The 20,049-nt window shown below is 68.0% G+C and carries 15 protein-coding genes, 1 tRNA gene and 1 pseudogene; 3 read left to right on the top strand and 14 right to left on the bottom strand.

The window, feature by feature from the left end; translation table 11 throughout:
• The 4 genes and pseudogenes from BOS5A_RS12605 to BOS5A_RS12590 all read right to left on the bottom strand — a co-directional run bounded on the left by BOS5A_RS12605 (nucleotide 1) and on the right by BOS5A_RS12590 (nucleotide 5,266).
• Nucleotides 1–1,434: a carboxylesterase/lipase family protein gene (locus tag BOS5A_RS12605; protein ID WP_151955437.1), complete on the bottom strand. Its 1,434-nt coding sequence runs from the start codon at nucleotides 1,432–1,434 to the stop codon at nucleotides 1–3.
• A 234-nt stretch (nucleotides 1,435–1,668) separates the two neighbouring features.
• A pseudogene (locus BOS5A_RS12600) lies at nucleotides 1,669–2,697 on the bottom strand (glycoside hydrolase family 43 protein); the annotation flags it as partial.
• Between the two features lie 8 nt (nucleotides 2,698–2,705).
• Nucleotides 2,706–3,746 (bottom strand): arabinan endo-1,5-alpha-L-arabinosidase, encoded by a 1,041-nt coding sequence (locus BOS5A_RS12595; protein WP_151955435.1) that lies wholly within the window; start codon nucleotides 3,744–3,746, stop codon nucleotides 2,706–2,708.
• Nucleotides 3,746–5,266: an alpha-N-arabinofuranosidase gene (locus BOS5A_RS12590; RefSeq protein WP_234419424.1), complete on the bottom strand. Its 1,521-nt coding sequence runs from the start codon at nucleotides 5,264–5,266 to the stop codon at nucleotides 3,746–3,748. Before BOS5A_RS12590 ends, BOS5A_RS12595 begins: the two co-directional genes overlap by 1 nt.
• 178 nt (nucleotides 5,267–5,444) lie before the next feature.
• Between BOS5A_RS12590 and BOS5A_RS12585 the strand changes: the two genes are divergently transcribed.
• A complete protein-coding gene (locus BOS5A_RS12585; RefSeq protein ID WP_151955433.1) occupies nucleotides 5,445–6,209 on the top strand; it encodes a FadR/GntR family transcriptional regulator in 765 nt (254 codons plus the stop codon).
• Between the two features lie 138 nt (nucleotides 6,210–6,347).
• On the opposite strand, the gene BOS5A_RS12580 is transcribed toward BOS5A_RS12585, so the two are convergent.
• The 10 genes from BOS5A_RS12580 to BOS5A_RS12535 form a co-directional block, all read right to left on the bottom strand.
• Nucleotides 6,348–7,271, bottom strand: coding sequence for a Gfo/Idh/MocA family protein (locus BOS5A_RS12580; RefSeq protein WP_151955432.1), 924 nt, complete (start codon nucleotides 7,269–7,271; stop codon nucleotides 6,348–6,350).
• A 4-nt stretch (nucleotides 7,272–7,275) separates the two neighbouring features.
• Nucleotides 7,276–8,256 carry an AraD1 family protein gene (gene araD1 / locus BOS5A_RS12575; RefSeq protein ID WP_151955431.1) on the bottom strand — a complete coding sequence of 327 codons (981 nt, stop codon included), beginning with the start codon at nucleotides 8,254–8,256 and terminating at the stop codon, nucleotides 7,276–7,278.
• Between the two features lie 11 nt (nucleotides 8,257–8,267).
• A complete protein-coding gene (locus BOS5A_RS12570; protein ID WP_151955430.1) occupies nucleotides 8,268–9,842 on the bottom strand; it encodes an aldehyde dehydrogenase (NADP(+)) in 1,575 nt (524 codons plus the stop codon).
• Between the two features lie 55 nt (nucleotides 9,843–9,897).
• Entirely contained in the window at nucleotides 9,898–11,220 is a 1,323-nt protein-coding gene (locus tag BOS5A_RS12565; RefSeq protein ID WP_151955429.1) for a sugar MFS transporter, read from the bottom strand.
• Between the two features lie 221 nt (nucleotides 11,221–11,441).
• A tRNA-Lys gene (locus tag BOS5A_RS12560) sits at nucleotides 11,442–11,517 on the bottom strand.
• Between the two features lie 115 nt (nucleotides 11,518–11,632).
• Complete coding sequence (rodA, locus tag BOS5A_RS12555) at nucleotides 11,633–12,742, bottom strand: rod shape-determining protein RodA (protein WP_151955428.1); 1,110 nt, start codon at nucleotides 12,740–12,742, stop codon at nucleotides 11,633–11,635.
• A complete protein-coding gene (mrdA, locus tag BOS5A_RS12550; RefSeq protein WP_151955427.1) occupies nucleotides 12,739–14,826 on the bottom strand; it encodes a penicillin-binding protein 2 in 2,088 nt (695 codons plus the stop codon). Before mrdA ends, rodA begins: the two co-directional genes overlap by 4 nt.
• Nucleotides 14,823–15,335: a rod shape-determining protein MreD gene (mreD, locus tag BOS5A_RS12545; protein ID WP_234419324.1), complete on the bottom strand. Its 513-nt coding sequence runs from the start codon at nucleotides 15,333–15,335 to the stop codon at nucleotides 14,823–14,825. Before mreD ends, mrdA begins: the two co-directional genes overlap by 4 nt.
• Nucleotides 15,332–16,204, bottom strand: coding sequence for a rod shape-determining protein MreC (gene mreC / locus BOS5A_RS12540; protein WP_151955426.1), 873 nt, complete (start codon nucleotides 16,202–16,204; stop codon nucleotides 15,332–15,334). The genes mreD and mreC overlap by 4 nt, the downstream gene beginning before the upstream one ends.
• A 23-nt stretch (nucleotides 16,205–16,227) precedes the next feature.
• Nucleotides 16,228–17,274 carry a rod shape-determining protein gene (locus tag BOS5A_RS12535; RefSeq protein ID WP_151955425.1) on the bottom strand — a complete coding sequence of 349 codons (1,047 nt, stop codon included), beginning with the start codon at nucleotides 17,272–17,274 and terminating at the stop codon, nucleotides 16,228–16,230.
• A gap of 150 nt (nucleotides 17,275–17,424) precedes the next feature.
• On the opposite strand from BOS5A_RS12535, the gene mutL reads away from it, so the two are divergent.
• Both mutL and BOS5A_RS12525 read left to right on the top strand, forming a co-directional pair.
• The gene (gene mutL, locus BOS5A_RS12530) at nucleotides 17,425–19,284 is read left to right on the top strand and encodes a DNA mismatch repair endonuclease MutL (RefSeq protein ID WP_151955424.1); all 1,860 of its coding nucleotides are present in this window, start codon (nucleotides 17,425–17,427) and stop codon (nucleotides 19,282–19,284) included.
• A 71-nt stretch (nucleotides 19,285–19,355) separates the two neighbouring features.
• Complete coding sequence (locus tag BOS5A_RS12525) at nucleotides 19,356–20,042, top strand: DUF2490 domain-containing protein (RefSeq protein WP_151955423.1); 687 nt, start codon at nucleotides 19,356–19,358, stop codon at nucleotides 20,040–20,042.
• Nucleotides 20,043–20,049: the final 7 nt, after the last annotated feature.

Below are 20,049 nucleotides of genomic sequence, written 5' to 3'. Positions count from 1 at the left end.
CTAAAGGTCGTCCGCCATGCCGCAGATGGCGGGCGAGGTTGCGGATTCGCTCCGCGCGCCGGCAGCGTCGAAGCGGATGCGCTGCGGCCAGGCGCGCCACGCACCACCGGGGCTGCCGGTCTTGATGAATGCCGCCCAGTAATCCTGCAGGTGGACGCCGCCGACCCGGTCCTCCCCGAAGACATAGCTGAGCTCGCGGGCGTGCGAGGTCATGCCGCCGTCCGGCGCGCCATCGAATATATAGCGATAGACCGGTGCGCCCTTGTTCGCCCAAAGCTTCACGAACCGGTCGGCGGGGCACACGAACGTGCCGTCGGTCGAGATCCGCAGATCGACGGTGCCGCTGCGCGGATCGGGGGCCGGATCGACCCCGCCTGCGATTCCATAATAGGCGCGCGCTGCCTCGGCCTTCGTGCCGTAGCGGGTCGCGAGAAAGGCGTCGCGATAGGCCCGCTCGCCCGGCAGATCGAGTTCCGCCACATTGGTTCCGATCAACAGCGGCTTTGGCGGCGCGCTCGCGAGCAGCGCGGCGGGGGACCGGGGCAGAACCGTCCCGTCGATCGTCGTGCGCAGCCACAGATAATCGTCATGGCCGATGGCGGCGTCGTGCAGCTTGCCGTCAGCGGCGATGAGCGCCGCGGCGGACGCATCGCGCGGAGGCACGCCGCGAAGCTGCGCCGCAAGCTGGTCGCCGATCCGGAACGCGTCCTCGATGGGACGATAGGGCATGCCGAAGGCGGGCGTGCCGCTTTCCATGATCGCCTGACGGAACAGGTCGTGCGCTGCGGGTGCCGCCAGCAACAGTCCGACGTCCTGTGCGCCCGCGCTTTCGCCGCCCAGCGTCACCCGGTCGGGATCGCCGCCGAACCGCGCGATGTTCGCCCGGACCCAGCGCAGCGCCGCGATCTGGTCCATGAGGCCATAATTGCCGCCGGTCTCCTCCGCCGATCGCGGCGCAAGGAAGCCCAGCGTGCCGAGCCGGTATCGAACCGCAACGACGACCACGCCCTGCCGGACGAGTGACGACAGCACCGTATCGCCGGGTCCGCCCGCATGGTTGCTGCCGCCATGGATCCACACCAGCACCGCGCGCTTGCCGGTCAGTGCCGGGGTCGCGACGTCGAGGGTAAGGCAATCCTCGCTGGCGAACAGATAGTCGGCATGGTTCCAGCCATAGTCCGCCTGGACACACGCGGGCGCGCGATCGATCGCCGGGCGAACGCCTGTCCAGCGGATCGGCTGCGGCGCGCGCCAGCGCAGGGGGCCGACTGGCGGGGCGGCGAAGGGGATGCCGCGAAACACGACGCGGTCGTCGGCCTGCCGACCCGCGACGGTGCCGCCAGTCGTCGCGACACGCGGGGTTCGCGGAGTCTGCGCCGGCAGCGCACCGGATGCCAGCAGCGCGATGAGCGAAACCCAAGTCATCCGCCGCATACCCGTCTCTCCCGATGCTTCCGGAGAAGCCTAGCGCGCGCAATTATATGATCAATCGCCAACTTTATCGACCGTTCGGTTTTCCCTTCCCGTTCGCCTCGAGTAGCTGTTGAGCCTGTCGAGACGGCATATCGAGAGGTCGGTGTCGCACATCCCGGCCTCTCGACACGAGCTCTCGACAAGCTCGATCTCGCTCGAGATGAATGGGGGGCTTACATCGGGCAGCGTCTAAGCCAGTGGACCATTGCCGACCGGCGGATCGAAAACCGGCGTACCGTCGCTCGCGTAATGAATCGGCTGCACGCGCGTGTGCCGGTTGGGATCGAACAGCGGGTCGCCCTTGATGGTTTCGTAATCGCGGGCGTGAAACACCAGCATGTCGCGCCCGCGCTCATCGACGGTGAAGCTGTTGTGGCCGGGGCCGTAAATGTGGTGCGCGGGCGAACTCTTCATCACAGGCACAGGCGACTTCGTCCACGCCGCCGGGTCCATGATATCGGCATCCTCACGCGCGGTCAGCATGCCCATGCAGTAACGCGCGTCCGTCGCGCTGGCCGAATAGGTCAGGAACAGCCGGCCGTTCCGCGCGAGAAGCGCGGGGGCCTCGTTGACCTTGAACCCGCGAATCTCCCAGGGAAGCTCCGGAACCGACAGCCGCGCCGGCTTTGCCGCCAGCGTCAGCGGGGTCCTGAGCGGGGCAAGGTAGAGATTCGAGTTGGTTTCGATCCCCGGCTCGCGCTGCGCCCAGGCGAGGTAGCGCACGCCGCGGTGGACGAAGCTCGTGGAATCGAGGTTGAAACTGTCCCACGGCGTCTCGAGCTGGCCGAGGACTGACCATTTCCCCGTCATCGGATCGGCACCGTCACAGACGACCGCATAGGTGCGGATGCGGAACACGTCCTCGCCGCCGCCGCTCGGGCCTGCGGCGAAATACATGATCCAGCGCCCGTCGATCCGGTGAAGCTCGGGCGCCCAGATGAACCCGGACATCGGCCCCTCCGCCAGATGGCGCCACAGCACCGCCTCAGTCGCGGTGGCAAGCCCGGCGAGCGTGCGCGAGCGGCGCAGCACCAGCCGGTCATATTCGGGCACCGATCCGGTCATGTAATACCAGCCGTCCGTGTGCCGAAAGACTTGCGCATCGGCGCGGTTGCGCACCAGTGGGTTGACGATGCGCGGGGAGCGGGGACTTCGCGCGAGCAACGGCGCGGCGCCGGCCGCGGTAGCGCCGGCGATGAACAGGCGGCGGGACAGACGCGTCATATATTCCCCTATTTCCCTTGCGCGACCGGCCACCCGTCGCTGCCCCACGCCAGCGGCGCGATGCGCAGCGTCGGCGCGCCCTTATTATCGCGATCATAGGCGTGATAGACGACGTAATCCTTGCCCGCGGCGTCGGTGAAATGCCCCGGATGGCCGGGGCCGCGGAAGCGCTGCTTTTCCTGCAGGTCCGCGCGCAGCAGGATCGTGCCGCCGCCCTCGAGCATCGAGCTGCCGTCCTTGCCACGATACGGCCCGGTCACCGTCCTCGATCGGGCGACCACGGTGTAATAGGTGCTGTTCACGCCCTTGCAGCAATAGTCATAGGACGCGAGCAGCCAGTAATAGCCGCCATGCGCAAAGATATAGGGCGCCTCGACGATGGACGGCGCGCCCGCGGGCACGGGGCGCGATGCGAGCGGGATCGGTTTCTCGCCCGCACGGAGCAGTTTGCCGGTTTTGGGATCGAGCGCGAAGAGCTTCAGGCCCGTCCAGAAGCTGCCGAGCGAGAGCCAGTGGCGGCCATCCGCATCGGCGAAGAAGGCGGGGTCGATCGCGTTGAAATCGTCGGTCGGCGTGGACATCAGGACCATGCCCTCGTCGCGCCAGCCATAGCCGGGCGAGGCAGGATCGAGCGTGGCGCTCGTCGCCAGGCCGATCGCCGAGCGGTTCGATCCGAAGGTCGATACCGCATAATAGAGGCGGTAGCGGCCGTTCACGAAACTGATATCGGGCGCCCAGATGTTGGTCGCGCCGGGGATCGCCCTGCTCGCCCAATCGGGCAGCCGCTCGAACGGCGGGCGTTCGCGCGTCCATTGGACGAGATCGGACGAAACGCGCGCGGAGACGACGCCCTGTGCGCCTTCGCCGATGCCGGTGGAAAGGAGATGATAGGCGCCGCCTTCGCGGATAATCACGGGGTCGTGGACGGGCGTGATGTCGCCGGTCAGCCGATCGTTCAGCGCGACGGTAGCAGCTTGCGCGCCTGCCGCCGTCGGCGCGGATGCGAGCGCCAGCAGCGCTGCCAGAGCTGCGCAGAGCCGAGATGCCATCAGCGCAGGTCCAGCATGATGACCGACTTCGCGGGCAACGTAACGGTCAGCGTGTCGCCCGCGAGTCGGGCGCCCTCGAACGCCACCGGATGCACCGCGTCCGGCGCGTCGAACGTGTTGCGCGCGGTCATCGTCGCGGCGGTGAGGATGCGGCCACTGACTGTCTGCGCGCCCACGCCCTTGAGCGCGACCGACAGCGTGACCGACCGGTTCGGATCGGCGTTGGCGAGCGCGACATGCGCCATGCCCGCCTTGTCGCGCACTGCCGAGGCGCTCACCGCAGGCATCACCCACTGGTCCTTGTTGTACCAGGGCGACTTGATTTCGATCGGCAGCACGGTCGAGTCCATATAGGGCCGATACATCTCGAAGACGTGATAGGTCGGGGTCAGCGTCATCCGGCTGCCGTCGGTCAGGATCATCGCCTGCAGCACATTCACCATCTGCGCGATCGCGGTCATGCGCACGCGGTCGGCATGCTTTGCAAAGATGTTGAGGTGGATCGCCGCGACCAGTGCGTCGCGCAGCGTGTTCTGCTGGCGCAGGAAGCCGGGATTGGTGCCCGGATCGCCGGCATACCAGGTGCCCCATTCGTCGACCGCCAGGAACAGCCGTTTCTGCGGATCATATTTGTCCATGATCGCGCTGTGCTTCGTAATCAGATCATCGATGTGCCACGCGCCCGCCAGCGTTTCCGCCCAGCCGGCCTCGTCGAAATCGGTCGCCGATGCGCGCGGGGGCCAGCCGCCGGGCACGGTGTAGTAATGGAGCGACAGCGCATCGACCTGAGCGCCCGCGACGCGCATCATCGTCTCGGTCCAGTTATAGTCATCGACGTTCGCACCGGCGGCGATCTTCAGGATGCGGGTATTGGCCGGCGCCTTGATGAAGGTGGCGTAGCGCCGCGTCAGGTCGGCGGCATATTCGGCACGCATGTTGCCGCCGCAGCCCCAAAGCTCGTTGCCGACCCCGAAATAGGGTACCGCCCAGGGTGCCTTGCGGCCGTTGCGCGCGCGCTCGTCCGCCAGCGACCCGGCGGGGGACGTCATATACTCCACCCATTCCGCCATCTCCTGCGGGGTGCCGTTGCCGACATTGCCAGCCACATAGGGTTCAGCGCCGATCTGCGCCGTCAGGTCCATGAACTCGTGGGTGCCGACGGCATTGGGTTCGGTCACACCGCCCCAGTGGGTGTTGATCTTGACCGGGCGCTTACCGCGCGCGCCGATACCCTCACGCCAGTGATATTCGTCGGCAAAACATCCGCCCGGCCAGCGGATGACGGGCACGCCGAGGCGCTTGAGTGCACCGACGACGTCGTTCCGAAACCCGCGCGTGTTCGGGATCTTCGAATCCGGCCCGACCCACAGCCCGCCATAGATGCCGTTGCCGAGATGCTCGGCGAACTGGGTGAAGATGCGTCGGTCGTAAGTGGGGCCGGGCGTGTCGCCGCGCACCGTGGCGGTGGCCGTAACGGGGGCGGCGGTCTGCGCACCGCCCGGTCCCGAAACAGCGAGCATCACGCCTGCCAGCCCTGCGAAAAACCGCTTCATTCCAGCCTCCCGTTGGTCGGCGGCAGCGCAGCGCGGCAGACCCGGCGTCGCTCTTGCCAATCTCAATTACTCAGACATTATGAGCGTCTGCCGACGATGGCAATCGGCGTTCTCCGGCGGGGTGCGATGGGCTATGCCAAGCACGATGAAAGTGGACAGTGACGAACAGGCCGACGTCGATGCAGGCAAGGCGGCAATACAGCGCGCGCCGCGGGGAACCGGCCGGCGTCTGCACGGCGCGATCGCCAACCGGATCGGAACCGCGATCGTGTCCGGGGATTATGCGCCGGGCGATATCCTGAGCGGTGAGGTCGCGTTTTCAGAAGAGCTGAACGTCTCGCGCAGCGCGTACCGCGAGGCAATCCAGGTACTCGCGGCGAAGGGACTGGTCGTCAGCAAGCCCAAGGCCGGCACGCGGGTGCTGCCGCGCGAGCGGTGGAACCTGCTCGATCCCGACATCCTTGCCTGGGCCTTTGCCGGCGAACCAGACCCCCAGTTCGTGCGTGCGCTGTTCGAACTGCGTGCGATCGTCGAGCCCGCGGCCGCCGGCCTGGCGGCCCAGCGCCGCGACCGTGACGATCTGAAGGCAATGAAGGAAGCGCTCGCGGCGATGCGCCAGCACACGCTGGCGACCGAGGAGGGTCGCGCTGCCGACCGACGGTTCCACGCCGCCATGCTCCACGCCACCCACAACGACGTGCTGATCGTGATGAGCGCCAGCATCGGCGCCGCGGTCAACTGGACGACGCAGTTCAAGCAGCGCGCGCGCGCCCTCCCGCGCAACCCGATCCCCGATCACGCCCGCGTGCAGGAAGCGATCGCCGCGCAAGACGCCGCCGGCGCAACCGAAGCGATGCGCCTGCTGGTCGAACAGGCGCTGGAGGACACGAGCAGCGCAATGACGCGCTAGCAAAAAAAGGGCGGGCTGGAATCGCCGCCTCCGTTCGTTTCGAGCGAAGTCGAGAAACGCTGGGCGCGCCTGGAAACGTTTCTCGACTACGCTCGAAACGAACGGGCGGATCAAGTCAGGTCGAAAACGCGCTAGCGCTCAGTCCTCGAACGCATCGACCTGGACTTGCCGGCAGCGCAGGAACGCGTCCGCCACGAGACGCAGGGGCGCGCGATCGACGTCGGAGCGGCCCTGTTCGATCAGTCTCGCGAAATGCGCATACATGCCCGGATATTCGCGTTCCGGCCCGACGCCGTGCTCCACACCGTCGATCGTCATCTTCGAGCCGCCATGCGACAGGCGCAGCGTGCCGTCGTCGGTTTCGACCGTGATGTCCCAGGTCTGCGGCCCCGTCTGCCGCCAGTCGAACACGGCGTGCACGGGCGCGCCGCTCATCCCGACCATATGGAGTTCGGCCGCGATCGGCGCGGCGCGATTGGCGGGGATTTCCAGCGTGCCATCCTTCAGGAAAAAGTGGCGCGGCAGGACCAGCGTGGCGATCGACAGCGCGTTGATGCCGGGGTCGAAGACGCCGAGCCCGCCCGGTTCCCAGATCCATTGCTGGCCGGGATGCCAGCGGCGCACATCCTCTTTCCACACGATCTCGACCCGATTTACGCGGCGCTCGGTCAGCCACGCGCGCGCATCGGCGACACCCGGAGCGTAGCGTGAGTGCCATGCGGCGAACAGCGTCGTGCCCGCGGCGTCCGACAGACGCGTCAGCGCCTCGACTTCGGCCAGCGTCGCGCCCGGCGGCTTTTCGAGCAGCACATGCTTGCCGGCGCGGATCGCCTTGGCCGCCGCCTCGAACCGCGCCTGCGGCGGCTGGCACATCGCCACTGCATCGAGCGCAAGGTCGGCGGCCAGTAGCTCGTCGACCGTGCGGAAGAGCGCGATGCCGTCCGCATGGCCGGCATGCGTCGCCGCCGCCACGAGTTCGAACCGGTCGGACGTGGCGATGGCGGGGATGTGCTGGTCCTGCGCGATCTTGCCGAGCCCGACGATGGCAATCCGGTAGGTCATCGGCTTACAGGCTCCTTACCGACACATCGACGGCCGCGGCATGGGCGACCGGATTGCGGACGGGCAGGGTGAAGGGCGCCGCGAGAATCTCGAATACATCGCCTGCTTCCGTGCGGATATCGTCGCTGCAGGACAGCGTCGCGGTGCCGAAAAAGTGCACGTGGACGTCGCCCGGCCGGCGGAACTGCGGATATTTGAAATGATGATGCTCGAGGTTGGCGAGGCTGTGCGACATGTTCGCCTCGCCCGACACGAACGGCCTTTCCCAGATCACCTCACCGCCGCGCAGGATGCGGCTCGTGCCCTCGACATGCGCCGGCAACGCACCCACGAGCAGTTCCGGCCCGAGTGCGGCCTGACGCAGCTTCGAATGGGCGAGCCAGAGGTAATTGCCGCGCTCGGTCACGTGATCGGAAAACTCGTTGGCGAGCGCGTAGCCGATCCGCAGCGGGGTGCCATCCGCCGCGATCAGGTAAATGCCGGCGATCTCCGGCTCTTCCCCGGCGTCGAGTGCGAAGGCGGGGGACTCGATCGGTGCGCCGGGGGCGACCAGCGATGACCCGTCGCCCTTGTAGAACCATTCGGGCTGCACGCCGGGGCCGCTTGCCGGCTTGCCGCCCTCGACCCCCATGCGGAACATCTTCATCGAATCGGTGAGGTCCGTGGTCGCGTTCATCGCGCGGTGCATCTTGTCGCGGCCCTCGGCGGAGCCGAGATGGGTGAGGCCCGTGCCGGTGAGCAGCAGGTGCGCCGTGTCGGGATGGTCGATCGGCGGGAGCAGCGTCACGCTCGCCAGATCGAGCGTCGCCCCCTCGCCGCAGGCATTGACGAGGGCAGCGAGCGAAGTGTCCTGATCGATCGCACGCTGCGCTAGTTCCAGCGTTGTCGCGGCGTCCGGCACGACGGTCGGCGCGCCGCCATCGCGGATCGCGGCCACGCCGCGTGTGGCGTCCGCTGCGCGGAACTGGATGAGGGAAAGCGTCATGGCAAGCGGCCTCAGGCGGGTTGCATCGCGCCATCGACACGGCGCGCGACGGCATAGGGGTTGGCGTCGCGCAGCGCGGTCGGCAGCAGCCGGTCGGGGAGGTTCTGGTAGCAGACCGGGCGCAGGAACCGCGCGATGGCGAGCGCGCCGACCGAGGTCGTGCGGCTGTCGCTGGTCGCCGGATAAGGCCCGCCATGCACCATCGCATGGCTCACCTCGACCCCGGTCGGCCAGCCATTGGCGAGCACGCGGCCGGCCTTTTCCGCCAGCAGCGGGATGAGCGGCGCGACCAGCTGCTCGTCGGCCTCGTCGAACAGAAGCGTCGCGGTCAGCTGTCCCTCCAGCCCGGCGATCAGGGCCGCCACCGCGTCCATGTCGGCCGCGCGCACCACGATCGAGGAGGAGCCGAAGACTTCGTGGCTCAGGGCCGGGTCGGCGGAAAAGGCGTCGGCGTCGGTGGCGAAGAGCGCGCCCTGCGCTTGGTTGATGCCCTCGCCGACGGGACCCCGCGCGATCGTGCGGACCGACGCGTGTCCGGCCAGCGCATCGACACCCTGTTCGAACGCGCGGTGAATGCCGGGGGTCAGCATCTGCTGCGCGCTCGCGTCGCCCAGCGCCTTTGCGGCGGCGCGTTCGAACGCATCGACGTCGCTGCCGTCGAGCGCGATTACCAGCCCGGGATTGGTGCAGAACTGCCCGGCGCCCTGCGTCAGCGACGCCACATAGGCGCGGCCCAGCTCTGCCCCGCGTGCGGCGGCCGCGGCGGGGAAGAGAATGACGGGGTTGATGCTCGACATTTCGGCGAACACCGGAATCGGCTCGGCGCGCGCGTCCGCGATCCGCACCAGCGCCAGCCCGCCGCTGCGCGAGCCCGTAAAGCCGACCGCCTTGATGCGCGGATCGGCGACCAGCGCGCCGCCCAAGTCGTTGGTCGTGCCGGGCAGGTAGGAGAACACGCCTTCCGGTAGGCCGCAATCAGCCACCGCCTGACGGATCGCGCGTGCGACCAGCTCGCCGGTGCCGGGATGCGCCGGGTGTCCCTTGACCACCACCGGGCACCCCGCTGCGAACGCGGAGGCGGTGTCGCCGCCCGCGACCGAGAAGGCGAGCGGGAAGTTGGACGCGCCGAACACCGCCACCGGGCCAACGCCGATGTTCACGCGGCGCAGGTCGGGGCGGGGCAGGGGCGTGCGGTCAGGCAGCGCGGGGTCGATCGTCACGTCCATCCAGGCGCCCTCGCGAACGACGTTCGCGAACAGCCGGAGCTGGCCGATGGTGCGGCCGCGCTCGCCCTCGATCCGCGCGCGCGGCAAGCCGCTCTCCGCGACCGCCCGGTCGATCAGCGGATCGCCGATAGCGGCAATCGCGTCGGCGATGCGCTCCAGAAAGCCCGCGCGCTCGGTCGGTGCGAGATCGCGAAACGCGGGGAACGCCGCCGCGGCCAGCGCACAGGCGCTCTCGACGTCCCCGGCGCCTGCTTCGGCGAAGCGCGGCCCGATTGCCTTGCCCGTCGCAGGGCCGATCGCCTCGAAGGTCGTATCGGCCGTGCGCTCTTCGCTGCCGATCAGGATCGCACCGGTGATCATCGCATATCTACTCCGACAAATGGCGCTTCCGCTTCACCCGCTTCCGGAGACAAGGTCAAGCGCCTTCGACCATCTCCCGGTTCGCGTCCCCTGACACGACCGGCTTCGATCCCCACAGCGCGTAGAACAGGACGTAGAGTTCGCAGGCCGCGGTCAGAACGAACGAGGATTGCAGGCCGTAGGTGTCGGCAAGCCATCCCTGCACCGCGACGAGCGCACCGCCCGCGATTGCCATGATGAGCAGCCCGGACCCCTCTTCGGTCAGCGGCCCCAGCCCCTGAATGCCGAGCGCGAAGATCGTCGGGAACATGATCGAATGGAACAGCCCGACCGAGATAAGCGCCCACATCGCGAAATGGCCGGTGGTGAAGACTGCGATCAGCATGACGATAAAGGCGCCGATCGAGAAGGCGGCTAGCACCGTCCCGGCATCGATCTTCTGCATGATCGCCGACCCCACGAAGCGCCCGACCATCATCCCGCCCCACAACGGCGTCAGATAGCGGCCCGCGGTTTCGGTCGTCATGTTGCCGATATCGGGCCGGCTGACGAAGTTCACGAACAGATTGCCCACTCCGATCTCGGCGATGAGGTAGATGAAGATCGCCGGAATTCCGAACACGAGGTTCCGGTGCCGCCACAGCGAATGGTTCTTGCGCTCTTCCCTGGCGACTCGGCTCGTCGCCTGGCCCATCGCCGGAAGCGGGAAGCGCGCGATGATGATCGCCAGCACCACCAGCACAACGGCGACGAGGATGTAGGGCAGGATCACCGATTGCGCATCGGCAAGCCGCTCTGCCTGGGTCAGCACGGTGCCGCTCTGCGCGGTGCCGCCCTTCGACCGGCCGAGAATCAGATAGGCGCCGAACAGCGGCGCGACCATCGTGCCCGCCGAGTTCATCGCCTGCACCAGATTGAGCCGCGACGACGCGGTCGCGGGTGGGCCGACCACCACGACATAGGGGTTCGCCGCGACCTGCAGCAGCGTGATCCCGCTCGCGATCACGAACAGCATGATGAGCGTGACGCCGTAGGACGGGATGCTGGCGGCGAGCGTCATGCCGACCGCACCGGCAGCCATGATGAGCAGCCCGACGACCAGCGATTTCTGATAGCCGATCCGCTCGATGAGCTTGGCCGCTGGAATCGACGCCACGAAATAGGCGATGAACCACACGCTCTCGATCAGCGCTGCCTGAAAATAGCTCAGCTCGAACACGCTGCGCAGGTGCGGCAGCAGCGTTCCGTTGATGACGGTGATGAAGCCCCACATGAAGAACAGGCTGGCGAGCAGCGTTAACGCCGAGGCGTAGGATTGCGTCGCGCCTGCCGGCGGTGAAGCGCCACTGGAACTGGTGGGCTGCGGTATCGCCGGCATGTGTAATCCCCTCGATAGCAGCCTCAAGGCCGCTGTTATGATTTGTCTGACTTAGCCGAAGATTGAAGCACGTCAAACTGCTGGCGCGGAGGCGGTGAATCGACGAACGAGCGTCATGCGCGCGGATCTGCCGCTACGCTTGGGTATGTCGCTGGAACCAAGAAGAGACACGTCATCGAATGGCAACGCGGCACACATTCGATTAGACGACGGGAAGGAGGTGGTGGACGCACTTGGGCTCGAACCAAGGACCCGCTGATTAAGAGTCAGCTGCTCTACCAACTGAGCTATGCGTCCATTCCGGCGATTGCGAGGGATGCGCGCTTGGCGCCCCGCGATCGGGAGTGGCGCGGTTAGCATCGGTTTGCGGACATGCAAACCCTTTTTTCGCGCTTTTCCGGTTTGAAGCGGCTCAGCGCAGCGATTTGCGGTTCTGGCGGTCGATCGACATCAGGATGCCGAGGCACAGCATGACCGTCATCTGTGCCGATCCGCCAAAGCTGACGAGCGGCAGCGGGATGCCGACGACGGGGGCGAGCCCCATCACCATCGACAGATTGATCGCGACGTAGAAGAAGATCGTGGTGGCAAGCCCCGCCGCGGTGAGCTTCGCAAAGCGCGACTGCGCCCGCTGGCCGACGCCGACTCCCCAGCGGATGACGAGAAGGAAGGCGAGGATGATGAAGATGCCGCCCGCCAGCCCCCATTCCTCCGCCATCGTCGCGAACACGAAATCGGTATGGCCCTCGGGCAGATATTGCAGGTGGCTCTGTGAGCCGTTGAGGAACCCCTTGCCCCAGATTCCGCCCGATCCGATCGCGATCTTCGACTGGCTGATGTGATAGCCGGTGCCGAGCGGATCGCTTTCGGGATCGAGGAAGATCAGCACCCGGTTGCGCTGGTAATCGTGGAGCAGGAAATTGACCGCGAGCGGCGCCGCGACCGCAACGCTGAGCGCCCCGCCGACGAAGAGGCGAAGCGGGATGCCGGCGAGGAACATGATCGTCGCGCCGCCCGCGCAGATCATCAGCGCGGTGCCGAGATCGGGCTGGAGCATGACGAGCCCGGCGGGGAGCCCGATCAGGACTGCGGCAGGCCACAACGCGCCGAACCGGCGGGTCTCGGCGGGGGGCAGCAGCTCGTAGAAGCGCGCGCAGGCGAGGACGATCGCAAGCTTCATCAGCTCGGACGGCTGGAACTGGTAGAAGCCGAGGTTCAGCCAGCGCTGGCTGCCGCCCGAAACTTTGCCGAGCAGCTCGACCGCGACGAGCGCGACGAGCAGCCCGCCATAGGCGGGGAACGCCATTCGCCGCCAGAAATCCTCGGGCACCCGCGACAGCGCCATCGCGCCGCCGAGAAAGAGGAAGAACTTGATCCCCTGCGACATCGCCCAGGGCCGGATGCTGCCGCCCGCCGCGGAGTAAAGCACGACAAGCCCGAAACAGCCGATCGCGGTGACGAGCACGATGATCTTCCACGGCAGCGACGCCAGTGGCGCGGGGACGATGCCGCTGCGGGTCACTGGATCGGCTCCGGCGAGCCGTTGCGCGCGGGGCCGCCATCCGCCGCGATATCGTTGGCGACGGCAGCGGCGGAGGCGTTGGACGCGTCGGTCGCGGCTTCGACGGCGGGGGCGTCGGTCGGGGCGGGGGTGTCCTGTTCGGTCGCGGCGCCCTGTGCCGGCGGCGGCGCATTCGCGGCGGCGCGGTAGGCGGCCGCCTGCGCTGCCATGCGGGTGCGGATATCGCCGCCCCAGGTCGGCTCGACCTCGGCCAGGCTCTTGAGCGCGCGGTCACGGTCCACGAGCCAGGTCATGATGTCGCGCGCGATCATCGGGGTGTCGAGGTTGCGCACGGTATGGCCGTTATGTTCGAGCACGACGCCGATCGCATAGCGCGGCCGGTCGGCGGGCGCGAACCCCATGAAAAGTGCGTGGTCGCGTAGCTTGAAGGGGAGGACGCCGTTCTTGAGCACGCCCGACGCGCGTTCCGCCATCGTGATGCGGCGGACCTGGGCGGTGCCGGTCTTGCCCGCAAGCGCGACATCGGGGGTCAGCATCTTCGCCGCGCCGCCGGTGCCGCCGCCGTTCACCACGCCCCACATCGCCTCGTGCACGGTGCGCAGATGATCGCCCTGAACGTCGAGCGCCGGTGCTTCGACCAGCCGCCGATCGGCAAGGAGCCGCGGCTGCAGCGTGCGGCCGGACGCGATACGCGCCGCCATGACCGCCAGCTGCAGCGGGTTGGCGAGGACATAGCCCTGGCCGATCGAGGCGTTGAGCGAATCCGCGACGGTCCAGTCCGCCTTGTATTTGCGCGCCTTCCACGCGCTGTCGGGCACGGTGCCGTAGCGCTGGCTGGCGAACGGCAGGTCGAACTTCGCGCCGAGGCCGAGACCGCGTGCGACCGGGGCGACATGGTCGTAACCGAGCCTGCGGATCATTTCGTAGAAATAGATGTCGCAGCTCTGCATGATCGCATGCTTCAGGTCGAGCGGACCGTGGCCGCTTTTCTTGTGACAGTGGAAGATGCCAGTGCCGACCCGCATCGCGCCCGAACAGAAGACGCGTTCGTCCGGGCTGACGCCGGCGCGCATGAGGGCGAGGCCGTTCATCGGCTTCACCGTCGATCCGGGCGGATAGAGCCCCTGCAGGACCTTGTTCATCAAGGGAACATGGTCGTCGTCCGACAGCATCTTCCATTCGAGGTGGCTGATCCCGTCGGAAAAGCTGTTGGGGTCGTAGGCGGGCATCGAGACGAGCGCGAGGATGTCGCCGTTGGTTACGTCGATGACGACCGCGGAGCCCGAATTGGTGCCGAGGCGCCGCGCCGCATAGTCCTGCAGCCCGACGTCGATGGTCAGCCGCTGGTTGCGGCCGGGCACGTCGGGGCGGGTCGCGAGCTCCTGGACGAGCTTGCCGCGCGCGGTCACCTCGACCCGCTTCGCCCCGGCCTGTCCGCGCAGACGGTCCTCCAGCGTCTTTTCCAGCCCGTCCTTGCCCAGCTTGAACCCGGGCGTCACGTAGAGCGGGTTCTTCGTCGCCTTGAACTGCTCGGCGGTCGCGGCACCGACATAGCCGGTCAGGTGCGCGACCGCGGCGCCGGCGGGATAGTTGCGCGCAAAGCCGCGCGTCGGCGCGACGCCGGGCAGTTCGGGCAGGCGCACATAGACCGCAGCAAAGCGTTCGTAATCGAGGTTTTCGGCAACCTGCACCGGCTGGAACCCGGCCGCGCCCTTCAGGTCGGCCTCGATCCGCAGCATGTCCTCGGGCGTGAGGTCGAGCAGGCGGTTGAGCAGCGTGAGGACGCGGTCCTTGTCGGTCAGCCGATCGGGGATGATATCGACGCGGAAATCGGTCCGGTTGTCGGCGATCGGCGCGCCGTGGCGATCGACGATCCAGCCGCGGCGCGGCGGGATCAGCGTCATGTTGACGCGGTTGCTCTCGGCCAGCGTTTCGTAATGCGCATTCTCGGCGATGGCGAGCCAGCCCATCCGGGTCGCGAGCATCACGCCGAATCCCGCTTGGCCGGCACCGAGCAGCCAGGCGCGGCGCGAAAACGTATATCCCTGCGAGGCGGCATTCACGATCCGCGGTGCGCGGCTCACACGTGCCCCCGCTTGCGATCGAGCCAGGCGACGACGCGCGAGGTGAAGGGGAAGATCAGCACCGAAATCACGATCTGGACCAATAGCACGGCGTCGACATGCGCGCCCAGAGGACTGGCGAGCAGCCGCCCGCCGATCAGGCACATCGCGGTCGCCGCGGTGGCGATCAGCCAGTTCTGCCAGAAATCGCGGAACATGGTGCGTTGATCGACGATATCGACCAGGAAGAAGCTGAGCGTCCATAGCAGCACCCCGCTGCCGAGCGGCTGGCCGCTCAGCAGATCGTCGAAAAAGCCGAGCAGCGCAGGTGCCCAGAGCCGGAGCGCGAGCGGGGCGAGCAGCCGCCAGGACAGCAGCATCAGCAACCCGAACGGCGGCAGCAGCGGCAGCGACGCCGCGACCGGCACGATGGTGACGAGCGAACCCAGCATCACCGTCGCCCACGGCAGGACGCGCGCGCGTCTGCGCGGCGTCAGCGCCTCGTCCATGGCAAGGACCGGCTGGCTCATGGCAGCGTCCGGCGCGGCGCTGGCGGCGGTGGCAGAAAGGCGTGCGCGACGACCGCGAAGTCGAGCGTATCGGGCCGCGCATAGGGGATGCCGGGGCTGCTGTCCGCGCCGGCGGCGGTGCCCTTCGCAACCGGAACGCCGGGCGTGTAGATACCGCCGACGCCCGAGGTCACGAAGAGGTCGCCCGGCTGGAAGCGCGCATTCGCGGTGCCGACCGACCGGATATCGACCAGTCCGTCTCCGCGCCCTGCGACGATCGCGGGCAGCCCGTCGCGGGTGCGGCGAACGGGGACGACGCTTTCCGGATCGGTGACCAGCTGGACGCGCGCGGTGTTGGGGCCGACCTCGACCACGCGGCCGACCAGTCCGGACGGGCCGCTGACCGGCTGCCCCTCGCGCACGCCCTGCCAGATGCCGGCATAGAGCAGGCCGAAGCGGCGGGTGCTGGCGGCGGTCGAGCTGACGATGCGCGCGGTCGCGACGATTTCGGGGGTCGCGTCGCGCATCTTCAGCAGCGAGCGCAGGCGGCGGTTGTCGTAATCGATCGTCCGCGCGCGCAGGACCAGCGCTTCGCTCTTCTTCAGCTCCGCGCGCAGCCGGGTATTTTCGTCATGCACGAAGAAATAGGTCGCGATCGTGTCGGGGATCGCAGCGATGCCGCCGATGACCGCAGCGCCCGCATTGGAGACAGGCGCCGTCGCCTCCGCCACGCCTGATCGCAGCGCGGCGAAGGCGGGCGGGTTGAAGGTGGACAGCACGAGCAGGACGATCCCCACGGCCGCGCCAGCGACCGCCAGGACGTAGCTTGCGAACAGTCCGTATTGCGCCCGCCGCGAAAACCCCGGGCGCCGATCACGCGACGGCGCCATCGCCTATTCCCCCGCTCGGCCCTTCAGCCGTTCATCAGCACGCCGCGGAACACCGGGTCCTCCAGCGCGCGGCCGGTGCCCAGCGCGACGCAGGTCAGCGGGTCCTCGGCGACGGTGACCGGCAGGCCGGTTTCGTCACGCAGCACCTCGTCCAGCCCCTCGAGCAGCGCGCCGCCGCCGGTCAGGACGATGCCCTGATCGACGATGTCGGCGGCGAGTTCGGGGGCGGTGTTTTCCAGCGCGACGCGCACGCCCTCGACGATCGTCGCGACCGGCTCCGACAGCGCTTCGGCGATCTGCCCCTGGTTGATCTGGATTTCCTTGGGCACGCCGTTGACGAGATCGCGGCCCTTGATGTGGATCGTCACGCCGATGCCGTCCGCCGGCGGCCGGGCGATGCCGACTTCCTGCTTGATCCGCTCGGCCGTCGCTTCGCCGATCAGCAGGTTGTGGTTGCGGCGCACATAGCTGACGATCGCCTCGTCCATCTTGTCGCCGCCGACGCGCACCGAGGTGGTGTAGGCAAGCCCGCGCAGCGAGAGCACCGCGACCTCGGTCGTGCCGCCGCCGATATCGACGACCATGCTGCCGATCGGCTCGGTCACCGGCATGTCGGCGCCGATCGCGGCGGCCATCGGCTCCTCGATCAGATAGACTTTCGACGCGCCCGCGTTGGAGGCAGCGTCGCGAATCGCGCGGCGCTCGACCTTCGTCGATCCCGAGGGGACGCAGATCACGATTTCCGGCCAGCGCATCGCCGACTTGCGGCCGCCATGCACCTTGCGGATGAAGTGCTTGATCATGTCCTCGGCCACGTCGATGTCGGCGATCACACCGTCGCGAAGCGGGCGGATCGCCTCGATCGTGCCAGGGGTCTTGCCCATCATCAGCTTGGCATCGTCGCCCACCGCGCGGACGCGCTTGACGCCGTCGATCGTCTCGATCGCGACGACGGAGGGTTCGTTCAGCACGATGCCGCGGCCCCGGACATAGACGACCGTGTTCGCGGTCCCGAGGTCGATCGCCATGTCGTGCGACATGAGTTTGAAGAAGCGCGAGAACATCGACATCTGAGCTGTGTTTTCCGTCACCTTGCGTCGCCCAGCGGGACGACGGACCGCCTTATATCTCGCGTGGACCGCTCGCGCCTTGCAGTGGCCACGGCTACCTTGAGCGTTTGCGGGTCGCGGGATGCCGTCGCTTGGTCTAGGGACTGCGCCATGTCAATACGGCGTCTCCCTGCGCATCTGGTCAATCGTATCGCTGCCGGTGAAGTGGTGGAAAGACCCGCCAGTGCGTTGAAGGAACTGGTCGAAAACGCCATCGATGCCGGCGCCACGCGGATCGCGGTCGCCTTGTCGGACGGCGGCATCGCGCGGATCGAGGTGGTCGACGACGGCTGCGGCATGGCGCCCGACGAGATCGCGCTCGCGCTGGAGCGGCACGCAACCTCCAAACTGCCCGAGAGCCTTTTGGGAGAAGAGGGGGCGATCGAATCGGTCGTGACGCTGGGCTTTCGCGGCGAGGCGCTGCCCTCGATCGCGAGCGTCGCGCGGGTGACGATCGAAAGCCGGGTACGTGCTTCGGCAGGCTCAGGACAGGCCGGGGCGGATGGCTGGGCGCGGATCGTCGATAACGGCGCGGTGGTGCGCGAAGGCCCGGCGGCGCTCCCGCCCGGCACGCGGGTGGTGGTCGAGGATCTGTTCGCGCGGGTGCCGGCGCGGCGCAAGTTCCTGCGTTCGGCCCGTTCCGAATATGCCGCGTGCGTCGATGTGGTGCGCCGCCTTGCGATGGCGCGGCCCGATATCACGTTTTCCCTCGAGCATGACGGGCGGCGTGCGCTCGCGGCGCTGCAGGTCGAGAATCGGCCTGCGCGAGTCGCGACGCTGACCGACCGCGCGCTTGCCGACAATGCCGTGCCCGTCGATCTGGAACGCCCGACGGACTCCGGGGTGATCGTGCTTGGCGGGGTGGCGAGCCTGCCGACCTACAATCGCGGCGTCGCCGATCACCAGTATCTGTTCGTCAACGGGCGGCCGGTGCGCGACCGCCTGCTTATGGGCGCGATTCGCGGCGCCTATGCGGAAATGCTGCCGCGCGATCGCCACGCCGTCGTCGCGCTCTTCCTTGACATGCCGGCGAGCGAGGTCGATGTGAACGTCCACCCGGCGAAGACCGAGGTGCGCTTTCGCGAGCCGGCGCTCATCCGCGGGCTCATCGTCTCGGGACTCCGCCGCGCGCTCGACGCCGCCGGGCACCGCAGCGTCCAGCGGCCGAGCGCGGAGGCGATGGCGATGTGGCGGCCGGAGGCAGCCGCCCAATTATCGCTCCACCCCGGCGAAGGCCGGGACCCAGTCGCACCGTCACCCTACTGGACCCCGGCCTTTGCCGGGGTGGGCGCAAACGCCGGCGCGGTCCACGACCACCGCCCGACGTTCTTCACGCCACCCCCGCAAGGCCGCGCAGAGCCAGCCTACGCACCCCCGCCGGAGCGCACCGATCATCCCCTCGGGGTCGCGCGGGGGCAGGTGGCGAAGACCTATATCGTCGCGGAGGCCGAGGACGGTCTCGTCCTCGTCGATCAGCACGCCGCGCACGAGCGCCTCGTCCTCGAACGCATGCGCGCGGCGCTTGCCGGTGGGCGGGTCGCGAGCCAGGCGCTGCTGATCCCCGAAGTCGTCGAACTCGACGAGCCGGCGTGCGACCGGCTCGAGCGGCGGCTGGTGGAACTGGCCGATCTCGGCCTCGATCTGGAGCGTTTCGGCGCGCGCGCCGTGCTCGTCCGCGCCACGCCCGCGCTGCTCGGCTCCGCCGACCCCAAGGGCCTCGTCACCGACCTGGCCGACGAGCTTGCCGCGTTCGACCAGCTGCTGTCCTTGCGCGAACGGCTTGACGCGATTGCGGGGACGATGGCCTGTCACGGATCGGTCAGGGCAGGGCGCATCCTGTCCGTTGCCGAGATGAATGCGCTGCTCCGCGAAATGGAGGTCACGCCGCATTCGGGGCAGTGCAACCACGGCCGCCCGACCTGGGTAAAGCTTGCGCACGGCGACATCGAAAAGCTGTTCGGGCGCCGGTGAGCCCTGTGCGGAATGGGGGCATCCCGATGTGTCCTTGATCGCGCGATGTTGGGCGTGCCATCGCACGCGCGATGCGCGTTTTGTCTCTGCTCCTGCTGGCATTCTCCCTGATGGCGACGCCCGCCTGGGCGCAGCAGGAGGACGCGCAGGCATGGGGGCAGCTCAACATCGTCCTGCCCGTCGCGCCGCGGCTGCGCGTCACGCTGGAACAGATCGCCCGGATCAGCGATCGGCAAGGCGGGCTCTACACCACCGAGTTCGGCGGGCTTGTCGGCTGGCAGGTGGCAAAGGGCGTCGAACTGGGCTTTGGTTATCGCTATGTCGGCTTCTACAACGGCAATCTTGCGCCCGACGAAAACCGCCTGCGCCAGCAGGTGGTGCTGACCAGCGGGCGCTTCGCCGGCCGCCTCCGGCTCGACGAGCGGTTCAGCCCGGTCGGGCCCGAGATCGGATTTCGCGTCCGGCCGCTGCTGCGCTACAATCTCCCGCTCGGGCCGAAGCGCGTGGCGCTGTTTGCGAGCCATGAGAGCTTCATCCTGCCGAACAGCACCAGCTGGGGCCAGCGCGCCGGCTACGAGCGGATGCGCAACATCGTCGGGCTCGCCTTTCCGATCGGCGATGCGGTGACGGCGGACCTCGGCTATCTGAACCAGTATCGCCTGCCGCGCGGCGGCGCGCGCGCGCAGATGGACCACGCGCTGAATGTTCAGCTCACGGTGAACCTCGGGACGCTCGGCGTTGCGGGACTCCATGACTGACGTGGGA

It is taken from the genome of Sphingomonas sp. EC-HK361, from assembly GCF_902498785.1.
Taxonomy (GTDB): Bacteria; Pseudomonadota; Alphaproteobacteria; order Sphingomonadales; family Sphingomonadaceae; genus Sphingomonas.
The sequence above is the reverse complement of the archived record's forward strand: the minus strand, read 5'-3'. Positions and strand labels throughout refer to the sequence as shown.